We start from the raw sequence: 13969 nt of genomic DNA, 5'->3' as shown, positions 1-13969 counted from the left end.
ATGAGCAAAAATGATTCCCATTTTATGAAATCACAGTTTTCTTGCCATTAAGATTCCATCCCTGATGGGTAAAATACTGTTTTCTACTCGGGAATCTTGGTGAACCTTCCGATTGAACTCCAATATTGCCTCGGTGTCTTTGTCTAATTTTTTCCTTCCTTCTGGCAATACTTTTCCAGACCAAAGTACATTATCTGCCAAAATGATACTCCCTGAAGGCATTTTATCGATCACCAAGTCGTAATAGCTAGAATAATTGAATTTGTCAGCGTCTATAAAAACAAGATCAAAGGGGCCTTCCAGATTGGGAATAATATCCAATGCGTTGCCTAATCTGTAGTCTATTTGTGATGCAAGACCACTTTCTTCAAAAAATCCCCTAACCATGGTTTCCAACTCGTCATTGATATCGAGTGTAATTAGCTTTCCACCTTCAGCCAGTCCTCTTGCCATACAAATTCCTGAATAGCCAGTGTAGGTGCCGATTTCCAAAATCGTTTTCGGACGAAGCATTTTTACAAACAGCTCCAGGATTTTTCCCTGTAAATGCCCTGAAATCATTCTAGGCATCAGGACTTTGGCCTGAGTTTCCCGGACAATTTTTTTCAAAAGAGTATCCTCTTCTGAAGTATGGGATTCACAATAGGCTAATAATTCGGGATCTATAAACTCCATGTTAATTCGGTAAATAGGTGAGATAGCTGAGTTGCTCTGGATTGAAAATTTCCTCGGCTATTGCTAATACCTCTTCGGCTGTGGTGATTCTTATTTGCTCAAAGATACGTTCCAAAGGGTCTATTTTCCCATGATCGATCAGACTTTTGCCAAATACAAGCATCAAAGCAGCATAATTTTCTTCTGCCATTGCCATTTGTCCAATAGCCTGCTCCTTAGCCATATGAAGTTGCATGGTTCCCAATTTTTTGGTTCTGAGCTTATGCAATTCACGATGGACAATCTGAGTGGATTTTTTTAAGGTTTTTTCTTCTGTGCCAAAAAATATCCCAAAGAAGCCAGTGTCTGAAAATGGTTGATAACTAGACTCAATGCTATATACATAGCCATATTTTTCCCTTAAAGCCAGGTTGAGCCTGCTGTTCATGCTAGGCCCTCCCAAAATATTATTGAGAAGAAATAGCTTATATCTATTGGGGTCATGCTGTGAATAAGCAGGTCTGCCTAAGGCACAAAGGGATTGAGTAATGTCCCTGTTTATAGTTTTGACTTGAGGCGCATATGTATGAAATGCACTTCTTGCATAAAGTGTCCTTTTGGGTTGTATTTCTGACAAGGGGCCTTCAATTGCCTTTAATGCCTTAGAAAAGGAAATGTTTCCTACGATTGAAAAGACTACCTGTGAAGTGTCAAGCCTTGTGGATATAAAATCAAAAAAATCCTGCTGGCTGAATTTAGATACGGTTTCTTCAGTGCCAAGAATGTTTCTTCCCAAGGAGTGGTTTTCAAATACCAAAGCATCCAGTTCATCCTGAATGGAGTCATCAGGAGAATCTCTATACATGGACATTTCTTCCAGGATTACTTGGCGTTCTTTCTCTATTTCTTTGGTAGGAAAAGTACTGTTGAATGTGATGTCGAACAACAAGTCAGCTGCCTTGGAGTAATGCTCTTTGAGTACCGATGCGTAAAAACAAATTTTTTCTTTGGTGGTATAGGCATTCAACTCTCCTCCCAAAGACTCCAGGCGATTGATGATGTGGAAGGTTTTCCTTTTCTTGGTTCCTTTGAAAGCCATGTGCTCCCAAAAGTGGGCTAAACCTTCCTGTTCTTTGGTTTCATCCCTACTGCCTATATTTAAGACAAATCCGCAATGCACAAGTCGGGTATGTGTGACTTCCTGATGGACTATGCGGATACCGTTGGCTAGTTCTTTAATTTGATACATCTTAACTCTTTGAATTGAAGGTAGTAAAAATTCTACCTTTTAAACTCCCTACGAATAATGTTAAGTTTGTCTGTCGAAGTTCAATTTTGGTTCTTTTAAACAAGGAAATTCTAAAAGGGGTAATCCTTAAGAAATTAAATCTAGAGATTTTATGAAATATACACCTTTACCATCGGCTTTGTATGTAAAAAACAGGGCAAAGCTTGCAGCAAAAATGGCAAAAAATTCTGTTGCAGTTCTCAATTCCAATGACATCATGCCTACCAATGCGGATGGTACGATGAGATTTAGGCAAAACAATGATCTTTTTTATTTATCAGGGATTGATCAGGAGGAAAGTATCTTATTAATTGCCCCGGACTGCCCTAATCCCTCCATGAGAGAGGTGTTGTTTTTGCGAGAAACAAACGAGCATATAGCCATTTGGGAAGGACATAAGTACACGAAGGAAGAAGCTCAGGAAGCGTCTGGCATTGAGAATATCCAGTGGCTTGCAAATTTTGATCAGGTATTCAATACAGTGATGGCTTTATCAGAGCGGATTTATTTGAATACCAATGAACATCTGAGAGCAGGAGTAGTGGTTGAGACACGAGATGCCAGATTTATCAAAACCTGCAAGGAAAGATTTCCACTTCATGAATACGAAAGACTAGCGCCTATTATGCATGAGCTGAGAGGAGCTAAAGAACAGGCGGAAATAAATCAATTGCAGATTGCTTGTGATATCACAGAGAAGGGTTTTAGAAGAATACTCAATTTCGTTAAACCAGGTGTTACAGAATTTGAAATTGAAGCCGAATACTTACATGAATTTGTAAGAAATAGGAGTAAGGGCTTTGCCTATGAACCAATCATAGCATCTGGTGCATCTGCTTGTGTACTTCATTACATCGAAAACAACAAAGCTTGCCAAGATGGAGACTTGTTGCTTATGGATGTAGGGGCAGAGTATGGTAACTACAATGCAGATATGACGAGAACTATACCTGTTAGTGGCCGATTTTCAGAAAGGCAAAAGGCAGTGTACAATGCAGTATTAAGAGTGCAAAAGCAGGCGATGAATATGCTCAGACCTGGAGTGACTATTCAGGATTATCATAAGGAAGTTGGCTTGATCATGCAATCCGAATTGATAGGTTTGGGTTTGATTGATATGACGGATGTAAAAAATCAGGATCCGAATTGGCCTGCTTATAAAAAGTACTTCATGCATGGAACTTCCCATCATTTAGGGCTAGATGTGCATGATGTAGGTACTATGCACGGGCCTATCACTCCAGGGATGGTATTTACTGTTGAGCCTGGAATTTATATTAGGGAAGAAGGTATTGGTATTCGATTGGAAAATAATATTGTTATACAGAAAGATGGATATTTCGACCTGATGCGGAATATTCCAATCGAAGCCGATGAAATTGAGGAAATAATGAATTCTTAAAAAATCTTCTGAATTATGCCCCCACAACTTGAGACAAGTCTTGGGGGCATTTTTATTTCCTAACTTACTTCCATTGAATCTCTGCCATCACAGGAAAGTGATCGGAAGGATATTTCTTTCCATAATTGTCTGTTAATATTCCATGACGTATAACCTTAATCGGGCCATTGACGAAGATGTGGTCAATAATTCCGTCTGGCATTTTATTCCAGTCAAACCCGGTAAATGTTCCAGCAGGGCCGTACGCTGGAATTTCTGAGATTAACCGTGCATCTTTCCAGCCAGGAGCAGAAGTGATGGTGGTATAGGCTGGGTTGTCAGGAGTCACATTAAAATCCCCCATCCAAATAACCGGGAGTTTTTCCTGGTTGATAGCATTGATTTGTTTCAAAACCAATTTGCTGCTTTCCTCTCTGGCTTGCTGACCGATATGATCATAGTGAATATTGAAGACATAAAAGGTCTGGCCGGATTGGTCTTTAAATTTACCCCAAGTACAAACCCGATTGAGGGCTGCGTCCCAACCTTTGCTCGGGCGCTCAGGAGTAGGGGAAAGCCAAAAAGTCCCATGATCAAGTAATTTATAGCGCTGAGGGTCAAAAAGAATTGCTGAAAATTCTCCCTTATCTTCTCCGTCATCTCTTCCAACTCCTATGTAATCAAATTCCAAGTTGGACTCCAACTGTTTGACTTGATGAATCAAGCCTTCCTGAATGCCGACAATTCCGATTTGATGAAACTGGAGCAAAGAGACTACATGATGCTGCCTGTCCTTCCATAAATTTCCCTCGTCTCCTGGGTTATCCCAGCGAATATTGAAAGTCGCAATTTGATGTTTGTTGTTTTGAGCGATGCTGGCTGAAGCACTTACAAATGCGAGAAAAAGACAAAGAATGATTGATTTTAACTTCATTTTGGAGGAACTATATGGTCAGAAAAGGTTTATCTATTAAAATTGAATCATAAATTGAAGAAATGAAAACCATTTATCCCAAAGACCTAGCCACTCAGGAATTTCACGCACTTTTACAGGGTAGTATTGCACCACGGCCGATTGCTTTTGCTTCCACCATAGATAATGCGGGAAATGTAAATTTGAGTCCCTTTAGTTTTTTTAATCTATTCAGTACTAATCCGGCTATTTTGGTTTTTTCTCCTTCCAGAAGAGTGAGAGACAATACCACCAAGCATACTTTGGAGAATGTTAAAGAGGTTCCGGAAGTAGTCATCCACGTAGTTCACTATGGGATGGTAGAGCAAATGTCTTTGGCAAGTACTGAATATCCCAGAGAGGTAGATGAATTTGTCAAGGCTGGATTTACGGCAATTCCTTCCACCGAAGTTAAGCCGCCACGTATTAAAGAGGCGAAAGTTGCTTTTGAGTGCAAGGTGAATGAGGTGAAATCCTTAGGGGATCAAGGAGGGGCTGGTAATTTGGTAATTTGTGAGGTGATTGCAGTTCATGTAGATGAAGAGATTTTTGATCAAAATGGTGTAATTGACCCAAACAAAATTGATTTGGTAGCTAGACTTGGAGGAAATTGGTACTCCAGAACGAACGGAACCGCACTTTTTGAAATTCCAAAGCCCTTGAGGACTATGGGGATTGGTGTTGATCAAATTCCTGAAGAAATCAGAAATAGCCCAGTTTTGACTGGTAATAATTTAGGGAGGTTAGGAAATGTAGAGCAGCTTCCTAGTGCTGAGGAAATCAAGGTTTTTGGAGAGAGTCCCATTCTGGAAGAAATGAGGTTGAGATTTAAAAATGATTATGAAAGCTGGATCTATCATATCCATGAATTAGCAAAGCAATTATTGGAAAAGGGAGAAGTAGAAGCTGCCTGGAAAACATTGCTTCAAAAGCTTTAAAAATTCATAAAGCATAAAAAAAGCCTCCGTTTTGGAGGCTTTTCTTATTTAATGACTATATCCTGAGGCATTCTGACTTGAATTCCCTGATAATGTTTCAGCTTATTTACTTTTTGATAAAGTCCAAAGTGTTCTCCCAATTGCGCTTGAAGGATTTTTGTTTCTACGCTTTCGCCCAGATCTGACATAATCTGCTCAAACCAAGGTTTGATCGTTGGATAATAAATAACACGGTAATCATCTCCCGCCTCTATTTTGGCCACAGCAATTTCAATTGCTTTATCCAGTCCACCTAGTACATCCACTAAGCCTCTTTCCAAAGCTTGATTTCCAGTCCAAACTCTTCCTGAAGCAACTTCTTTCACTGCATCTGGACTCATTCCTCTTCCCTCAGCTACACGCTTGATAAAAGTGTCGTAACCATCTTCAATGGAGCTTTGTATGATTGATCTTTCTACTTCTGTCAGATCTCTTCCGGGATTCATGAAATCAGAAAGTTGACCCGTGTTGACCACATCTGTAGTGATACCCAACTTGTCATTGATTAGCTCTTGCACATTGAACCATAAGCCAAATATTCCAATAGAACCTGTAATGGTGTTAGGTTGAGCGACAATAGTATCTGCAGGTGCGGAAATATAATATCCGCCAGATGCTGCTACTTCGCCCATGGATACAATCACAGGCTTCACTTTTTTCGCTTCGGACATTTCTCTCCAAATTACCTCAGAAGCTACAATTGATCCTCCAGGAGAGTTTACCCTCAATACAATGGCTTTGATGTCATCATCTTTTCTTGCCTTTCGAATTTCTTTGGCAAATTTTTCTGAACTGATCACTCCATCAGCTTCACCAGAGACTATTTCCCCTTCGGCGATGATAACGGCGATTCTATTTTTGGAAGTAATATTCATGGATTTTGCTACCGAACCTAAATCCGTAGCATTGATACTTGGAATGTCCTCATCCTCTTCTAAGCCTAGCTTTTCCCGAAGTTTGGCATGTACCTGATCTTCGTAGAGTAGTTCATTGACCAACTGATATTTCACCGCATCTTCCGGCTTTCTGACTAGCATCAAATCATTGATCAAGGTCATGCTGTCTAATGCCACAGATCTGGAGTTTGCTACCGCTTGAACCATCTGGTCATTGATATCATCCAAGAAATATTGGGTTTGCAGGCGGTTTGCCTCACTCATTTTATCTAAAATAAATGGCTCAACGGCACTTTTGAATTCGCCTACTCTGAATACTTCCGGCTCTATACCCACTTTTTCGAAAAAGCCTTTTAGAAATATTACTTCAGATGCCAAACCGTTGAAATCAATTCCTCCCAAAGGATTCAGGTAAATCTCATCTGCAACAGATGCTAAATAATAGCCACCTTCTGAATAAGCTTCATCGTAGGCAATGATGAATTTTCCGGACTCCTTAAAGGCTTCCAGTTCTTCCCGCAACTCCAATAAATTAGCCTGTCCGGCTATAATCAATCCGGTATTCAAATAGATGCCTTTAACTTTTTCATTGGTTTTAGCTTCACGAATGGCTTTTTTCAAATTGACCAAACCTGCAGTCATAGGATTGCCAAAAGGATTGGCAAATTGGCCAAATGAAAGTTTATCATCACTGGTACGCTCCACCAATGTTCTGCCATTCAAATCCAGGTGTAAAATGGTATTTTCTTTAACTGTTACTTCCTTTTCTCCAGTGGAGGCAACTATTCCTATTAATCCCAATAGGAGCAAAAAGCTTAAAATACTGAATACAAAAAGCCCGATGATGACGGCTAATACGTTTCCTAAGAATTTCATAATGAATACATTTGAAGTAGCTAAAATAGGCTAATTTGACGAGTCAATAAAGATAATTTCCTTCAGATTATGAATAATGAGGTTGTATTGATTTTGGGAGGTAATTTAGGTGATACCTTGACCCTGATTGAAGAGGCGAAAAAGCAGCTTCTTAATCTTGGAGAACTAAGAGGTAAGTCCTCTATTTATCGAACGGAGGCTTGGGGAAATGTGGCTGATCAGGATTTTTTAAATCAGGTAGTAGTGATCTCTACAGCCTTGGAACCTTTGGAGTTTTTGAAGGAAATTCAAGGAATTGAAAAAGTATTGGGTAGAAAGAGGTTTGAAACTTGGGGGAATAGAACCATGGATATTGATATCCTGTATTGGAATCAAGAAGTAATTGACCATGAAAATTTAAAAGTGCCACACCCTTACTTGCAAAGAAGAAAGTTTGTGCTCATTCCTCTGGTCGAAATTTTACCGGATCAAATTCATCCAATATTAAATCAAACTAATTCCCAAATCTTGGAAGCTTGTCCAGATGAGTCTCTTGTTGAAATTTTGGAGCCATAAAAAAACTGCCTTTTATTAGGAGGCAGTTTTAGGTTCTTAAAGTCCTGAAACTTGAGCTTCGGGATGAATTTTTTTAACCAAGCCCTGCAATACTTTTCCTGGTCCACATTCCACAAAATCCACAGCGCCATCTTTTACCATGTTTTGTACAGATTGAGTCCATTTCACAGGAGCAGTTAGCTGAGCAATCAAATTGGCTTTAATTTCAGATACATTGCTGACCGCAGTAGTACTTACATTTTGGTAAACTGGGCAGATTGGCTCGCTAAATGTAGTTTCTTCTATGGCTTTCTGTAATTTTTCTCGTGCAGGCTCCATTAAAGGAGAATGAAATGCTCCTCCAACAGGTAGGGGCAATGCTCTTTTGGCACCTGCTTCTTTCATTTTTTCACAGGCGATTTCAATTCCTTTGTTTGATCCGGAGATGACTAATTGGCCTGGACAGTTATAGTTGGCAGGAACGACCACTTCCTCAGTAATCTGGGCACAGATTTCCTCTACTTTTTCATCTGCCAATCCCAAAATTGCAGCCATGGTAGAAGGATTGATTTCACAAGCCTCTTGCATAGCCATAGCTCGCTGATAAACTAATTTCAAGCCATCTTCAAAGGCCAAAGTGCCATTGGCAACCAAAGCAGAAAATTCACCTAAAGAATGACCTGCAACCATATCAGGATTGAAGTCGGGGGTGGTTTTTGCCAAAATCACAGAATGAAGAAAAATTGCCGGTTGTGTCACTCTGGTTTGCTTCAACTCCTCATCAGTTCCGTCAAACATGATATCGGTGATCCTGAATCCCAAGATTTCATTCGCTTTTTCAAAAAGCGCTTTTGCTTCTGGGTTTTCTTCGTAAAGTGCTTTTCCCATTCCGGGAAACTGGGCGCCTTGGCCTGGAAAAACAAATGCCTTCATGCGTTTTTATTTGTTGAGAGGGCAAATATAAGATTTTTCCTTTTGGTGGATGGTTAGTCCAATTCGTTCAACTGCTCAAAGTGATCTTGGAAAATTTTCCGCTTATTTTCACTTACCCAGCGGATAAAAGCCTTCACTGCAGGGGCATGCTTTTTTTGCTTCAACCAAACCAATTTCCAGTCAGCTACGATAGGAAGTCCCTCGAATTTCAGAATATGGATGCGTTTTTCTTTGATTTCGTTGACCATGGAGTAGGAGGAAAGAATGGAAGCACCCAACCCAGCCATGATGGCTTGTTTCACTGCCTCGTTGGTAGCTAATTCCATTTTACTGTTGGTATTGATATCCCTGTCATGAAAAAATTTCTCCATCATCACTCTTGTTCCAGATCCGCTTTCTCTTAAAATAAAGGGAATTTTATCCCATTTATTTTCACTGATTAATTGTTGGTATTCTTCGGCTTTTTTTGGCGAGCAGGCTAAATACCATTTATTTTCCGCGATGACGATGCTTTCAAGGTTCATTTCATCCGGAGCAATCGATACTAGTGCCAAGTCAGTGCTGTTCTCTTCCAAATGAGCCAACACTTTAAAGCGATTTGATACCTCCAGATTGATTTCAACGTGAGGATGGATTTTCATGAAATCAGCCATCAGATAGGGGATAATGTATTTCCCTGTTGATACAGCGGAGATTCTGATTTTTCCGGCCAATAAGCCTTTTAATTCCATCATTCGCTGTTCGATCTGATCCATTTCAGCGAAAATCCGCTCCGACATATCGACTAATTCCTGACCAAATTCTGTGATGTGGATTTTCTTGCCAATGATTTCAGTGAGCGGTACATCAAAATTCTCCTGTAAGTTTTTCAGCTGTACCGAAACAGCCGGCTGAGTCATATTCAAAGCCTTTGCTGCCTTGGTAATGCTTTGGAAGTGAGCAATGCTACTTAATGCTTTCAGCTGATTCAGAGAGATGTTCATAATCAAGATTAATACAAAAGTAATAAACGATAAAAAAATATTATGTTTTTGTTTTTTTTAATCTTTCTCTTTGGAATCTTTGTAGCATGGATTTCCAGATATTGATTAATAATCTCACCAACCCGAGCCTTTTGTTCTTCGTGTTGGGAATTTTAGCGGTCCGATTCAAGAGTGATCTGGAGATACCCGCAAACTCTGCCAAGTTCATTGCGCTATACCTGATGTTGTCCATCGGCTTCAAAGGAGGGCAGGAATTATCCCACAGTGAATTTGATATATCAATTGTTTGGGCCCTTTTATTTGGTCTGACACTTTCAGCGGGAGTTCCTTTTTATACCTTTTTTATTTTGAGAAAAAGATTGGGAACACCCAATGCTGCGGCAATCTCAGCAGCTTATGGCTCAATTTCAGCCGTAACATTTGTCGCCGCAGTTGCATTCTTGGATATACAAGGCACTTCTTTTGGAGGACATATGGTTGCCGTAATGGCCTTAATGGAGGCTCCTGCAATTATTTCAGGTGTAATTTTATTGAGGAAATACTCTGATTCCAAGCCGGAAGGAGGGATGAGACAAATTGTGAAGCATGCTTTGACCAATGCTTCAGTACTCCTGATTTTAGGAAGTTTGGTAATTGGTTTTATAGCGGATGAAAAGCAGGCAGAAGGAATTAAGCCCTTTGTGACAGATATTTTCAAAGGCTTCTTGGCTGTCTTTTTATTGGATATGGGGATAAGCAGTGGTAGGAAGCTGAAATCCTTTTTTAAATACGGTTACTTCTCTACTGTATTTGCTATTGTAGTTCCTCTAATCAATGGTTGTATCGTGGCCTTTATCAGTCATTGGATTGCCCCTGAATCTGGTGATAGATTCATCTTCTCAATTTTGGCTGCTTCGGCATCCTACATTGCGGTTCCTGCTGCGATGAAATTAGCAAACCCCGAAGCCGATGAAGGACTTTATATCCCAATGGCATTGGCAATCACATTCCCATTCAATATCACCTTTGGAATGCCAGTTTACTGGATGATTATACAGTATTTCTAAATCGGGCTATTTTCCGGAGATAGAAACTTTGCCCTTTCTTCCGGTTTGGGTAATCGGCAAGTGTTCTTTTTCCCAAACCATTTATACCTGTTTTTCCCAATCCAATCATAAACTGGGTCTCTTAACCATTTGGGTAAAATAAGTAAGGGATAAAAAATTGGCCAAAGTCCAGCGAGATGTTTGGAGATTTTTAAGGCAGCTGTACTTCGGTAGAAAACTTTTGAGTCCTGGATCAGCACCAAAGAGTCTAGGTAATCTTCTTTAACATCAAATTTTGAAAGAATTTTTTTACTAAAATCATCCTGCAATGCTCCCACTAGAAACTGATCATTTTTATCATTTCTGATTATAAAATCAATGGAAGCATTGCAGAGATTGCAGACTCCATCAAAAAAGATGATGGATTTACTTTGGCTCATCGAAGGATTTGAATGGTTCCTTTGAGTGTTCGCTCTCTTAAGCTCGGGTCTAATACATCGAAGAATACTTTGCCGGAATAGAAGTAAGTACCAGCCGGTAAATCATTTCCGTTCTTGTCTCTTCCATTCCAGCGAATGAAAATGTCATTCTCGTTGGACTCCAGACTATTGTAAGTAAATACTTCAGCTCCCCAACGATTGACAATCATAATCTCTACCCCAGTCACAAATCGTGGACATTGAGAGAATGGATTGTCAAAAGCAGAGAAGGTATCGTTCAAGCCATCACCATTAGGTGTAAATGCATTTGGTAAGACATAATTAGGACAATTATCCACACAAACTATATTACTTGGCTCACTTTCATTGCCGGATCTATCAATCGCAGTAATGTAGTAGCAACCTCTGTAATTTGGCAGATTGTTAATTCTCGTGGAAAGCTGGATAGCAGATAGTTGGGCTACTAATTCAAACTGGCCTTCTTCACCATCTGGTGTGAAGTAAAGTCTATATCCTGCCAACTCGTCATCGCACTCTCCTGAGAAATCAGGCTCCCAACTTAAGTCATGGAAATAGGTGTTGGAATTGCACGGTTGCTCCGCCACGTAAGCACTACATTCCGGCCCTTCAAATGTCAAAACAGGTGGACAAGGCAACCTATTGTCATCCGGTTCTGCACAGATGATTTGAGACTTGTTCTCCAAGGGATACTCCAGTCCCTCAACATTATATGCCCCCTTGGTGATGACATAGTAGCAGTATTCCAATTCTTTTTCCAAAGGGACTCCATTGAAGCTTCCATCATCCAGGAAAGTAAAGCCCGAAGTAGTGACATCAACTTCAGCAATCAGTTCAAAGGTATCTGTATCCTGTGCATCTGCATCAGTTCTATTTCGGTACACCTCATGTTTAAATTCGCTGACAGAATTATTCCAGGGAACAGTAAAGCTCCAATTCAGCTCAATAGCTTCGTTGATTATGGTAGGTTCTAGCCTCACTGAAGATGCAGAGGAGGATGTATCAATTTTGGTGTTATTGTCAAGTAATACTACTCGATAATTATATACCAGATCCTCGGTATTCAGTCCTGTATCAGTAAATAAAGTATCAGAGGTAATGCCCAAACTGGTTCGGTTTTGATTTCCTGTAAAGCCTTCACTTCTCAGCAATTCGTAGGAATAAGGTCCGGGGAATTGAGTCTGATCTATATCATAAGGGGGAGTCCATTTGATAAATATTTCCCCATCTTGAGTATCTGTTGCCTCTACGCTTACATTGGTAATAATAGGAACGTCCACGTCAATCGTGATACAAATTTCATCAGATACTATGCTTTCCCCTGATCTAGGGGCAGGGAATCCGGCTACCAATCTGTAGCAATATGTATTGCCTGGAGCTAAGCCTTCACCACCGTTCAAATCGGTAAAGCTGAATGTCTGCATGTCGGTAGTACCAATCAACTCATACCCTGGTCGAATACCTGTTTCGCAACTATCAGGCTCATAGGGGTCAGAATTAATTCTTCTCCATATCTGCATTTCTGAAGCAGAATTGGCACAAGCATAAGGATTCCAATTCAATTCTACAGACCTTCCCTGAAGTTGTTCCAATTCATCCCAAACAGGAGGTGGTCCAATCACTTTAATTCTCCAAGTCTTGACATCTACCAATGCCGGTCCGGACCTTGGCTGATCTGTGATTCGAACTCTCACATCATACTCTCTTGCCCGAACGTGATTACAGACCGTTTGCCAATTGAAATTGACTATTCCAGGGCTTGGTTGGAAGGTGGAGACAGGGGCATAATTTGCTGGATTGGATATTTCTAGGGGCTCCCCGAATACTTCTATTTTGATAGGATCTCCATCAGGGTCTTGACCTTGAATTATTTCTTGAATATTGGTTCCTGCTACTACGCAAAGATCCGGTGGTAAAATTAATTCTGGTCTTCGATTATTGGAGTTTTCAATAATGATCTGCATGTCCCGGACTACATATCCAATGCGGGTCCATTTGCCGTCCAGTTTTCGCCATTCTACTATCCTAAAGGCGACATTGAACTGACCAGCAGTACCTGGAGCATCCCAGATAAGATCTCCAAAAATAGGATCCAATCTTAGGAAAGCAGGAGTAGCACCATTTTCTTGGCTGAAGCTAAATTCACTGCTTGCAGGGCTTCTGTAATTATTTACCGGTCTTTGAAAAGCTTGCTTTGGTATGTCTAATTCATATGATAAGCTATCACCATCTGGATCAAAAGCTCCTGGGTTATGAATGTATCTAACATTCACAGCACCATTATCTACCGGAGGAATGGTTAGTACCGGGGAATTATTAACTCCAATAAATGGGTCTATGGTAATCTGAGTTTCTACATAAAAAGGAGTGTCAACCGAATTATCCATATTGAGGGTTAGATCGTTTCTATTGAACTCCTGAAATCTGATTGTGTAAACTCCAGGTCCCTGAAAAGTATGCGAGATAACAAACGTGTATTTTTCGATCTGATTTCCCAAACTTTCTACTAAAAAAAAGTCACTTTGGGTATTGAGCTGTTCTACTCTTCCATCACCAAAGTTGATTGTTCCCGGACCGATTACCACATTGGATCGGGTATCAGTATATCCGACTACCGTAATCCTGTAAGTTAAAGTCTGAACGGAAGTTCTTTCGGCGATGATTTCTCCTGCACGAATATGAGTAGCCCAAACAGTAGCAAGGCCTAAAATGAAGTAGACGAATAAAAATCCGAGAGAAAGTTTAAGCTTCATGGTATTCCCGATTGATCCAATTTTATTTTAAAAACACTAGAAGAGACGAAAAGTTGACTCCTCGTGTTCAATTCTTCGAAATATACTTACGAAATAAAGGGAAGTAAGTAGAAATTCTCCGTAAAATCAAACAATAAAATCAAACAGCCTGTTGAATGAACTCATAGACTGGCTATTTAAAACGATTAAACAAGGATTTTATTTAGAACCTTTTAAAATAAGATCGGAGATTATGAATGGATTGTTTACTAGCTGTTCC

Annotated in this window: 12 protein-coding genes; 4 read left to right on the top strand and 8 right to left on the bottom strand. The window is 40.0% G+C overall.

Annotation, left to right across the window (positions count from 1 at the left end; genetic code table 11):
* Positions 1–30: 30 nt before the first annotated feature.
* The gene (locus GYM62_RS13365) at positions 31–675 is read right to left on the bottom strand and encodes an O-methyltransferase (RefSeq protein ID WP_219956792.1); all 645 of its coding nucleotides are present in this window, start codon (positions 673–675) and stop codon (positions 31–33) included.
* A 1-nt stretch (position 676) separates the two neighbouring features.
* On the bottom strand, positions 677–1903 hold the full coding sequence (locus GYM62_RS13360) for a pitrilysin family protein (protein ID WP_219956791.1): 1227 nt from the start codon (positions 1901–1903) through the stop codon (positions 677–679).
* 151 nt (positions 1904–2054) lie between these two features.
* On the opposite strand from GYM62_RS13360, the gene GYM62_RS13355 reads away from it, so the two are divergent.
* Positions 2055–3344: an aminopeptidase P family protein gene (locus GYM62_RS13355; RefSeq protein WP_219956790.1), complete on the top strand. Its 1290-nt coding sequence runs from the start codon at positions 2055–2057 to the stop codon at positions 3342–3344.
* Positions 3345–3408: 64 nt separating this feature from the next.
* On the opposite strand, the gene GYM62_RS13350 is transcribed toward GYM62_RS13355, so the two are convergent.
* Complete coding sequence (locus tag GYM62_RS13350; protein WP_219956789.1) at positions 3409–4257, bottom strand: endonuclease/exonuclease/phosphatase family protein; 849 nt, start codon at positions 4255–4257, stop codon at positions 3409–3411.
* Positions 4258–4319: 62 nt separating this feature from the next.
* Here GYM62_RS13350 and GYM62_RS13345 point away from each other — a divergent pair, with 62 nt between their 5' ends.
* Positions 4320–5213 (top strand): flavin reductase family protein, encoded by an 894-nt coding sequence (locus tag GYM62_RS13345; RefSeq protein WP_219956788.1) that lies wholly within the window; start codon positions 4320–4322, stop codon positions 5211–5213.
* Positions 5214–5257: 44 nt separating this feature from the next.
* Here GYM62_RS13345 and sppA read toward each other — a convergent pair whose 3' ends face one another.
* Positions 5258–7024, bottom strand: coding sequence for a signal peptide peptidase SppA (sppA, locus tag GYM62_RS13340; RefSeq protein ID WP_219956787.1), 1767 nt, complete (start codon positions 7022–7024; stop codon positions 5258–5260).
* Positions 7025–7093: 69 nt separating this feature from the next.
* Between sppA and folK the strand changes: the two genes are divergently transcribed.
* Positions 7094–7579: a 2-amino-4-hydroxy-6-hydroxymethyldihydropteridine diphosphokinase gene (gene folK, locus GYM62_RS13335; RefSeq protein WP_219956786.1), complete on the top strand. Its 486-nt coding sequence runs from the start codon at positions 7094–7096 to the stop codon at positions 7577–7579.
* A gap of 36 nt (positions 7580–7615) precedes the next feature.
* Here the strand turns inward: folK and fabD are convergent, their stop codons facing one another.
* A complete protein-coding gene (fabD, locus tag GYM62_RS13330) occupies positions 7616–8491 on the bottom strand; it encodes an ACP S-malonyltransferase (RefSeq protein WP_144603806.1) in 876 nt (291 codons plus the stop codon).
* 53 nt (positions 8492–8544) lie between these two features.
* Complete coding sequence (locus GYM62_RS13325; RefSeq protein WP_219956785.1) at positions 8545–9474, bottom strand: LysR family transcriptional regulator; 930 nt, start codon at positions 9472–9474, stop codon at positions 8545–8547.
* An 86-nt stretch (positions 9475–9560) separates the two neighbouring features.
* Between GYM62_RS13325 and GYM62_RS13320 the strand changes: the two genes are divergently transcribed.
* Positions 9561–10520: a sodium-dependent bicarbonate transport family permease gene (locus GYM62_RS13320; protein WP_219956784.1), complete on the top strand. Its 960-nt coding sequence runs from the start codon at positions 9561–9563 to the stop codon at positions 10518–10520.
* On the opposite strand, the gene GYM62_RS13315 is transcribed toward GYM62_RS13320, so the two are convergent.
* Both GYM62_RS13315 and GYM62_RS13310 read right to left on the bottom strand, forming a co-directional pair.
* On the bottom strand, positions 10517–10939 hold the full coding sequence (locus tag GYM62_RS13315; RefSeq protein ID WP_219956783.1) for a thiol-disulfide oxidoreductase DCC family protein: 423 nt from the start codon (positions 10937–10939) through the stop codon (positions 10517–10519). The genes GYM62_RS13320 and GYM62_RS13315 overlap by 4 nt on opposite strands.
* A complete protein-coding gene (locus GYM62_RS13310) occupies positions 10936–13710 on the bottom strand; it encodes a gliding motility-associated C-terminal domain-containing protein (protein ID WP_219956782.1) in 2775 nt (924 codons plus the stop codon). The genes GYM62_RS13315 and GYM62_RS13310 overlap by 4 nt, the downstream gene beginning before the upstream one ends.
* Positions 13711–13969: the final 259 nt, after the last annotated feature.

Source organism: Algoriphagus sp. NBT04N3, from assembly GCF_019443765.1.
Classification (GTDB): Bacteria; Bacteroidota; Bacteroidia; order Cytophagales; family Cyclobacteriaceae; genus Algoriphagus; species Algoriphagus ornithinivorans.
The sequence above is the reverse complement of the archived record's forward strand: the minus strand, read 5'-3'. Positions and strand labels throughout refer to the sequence as shown.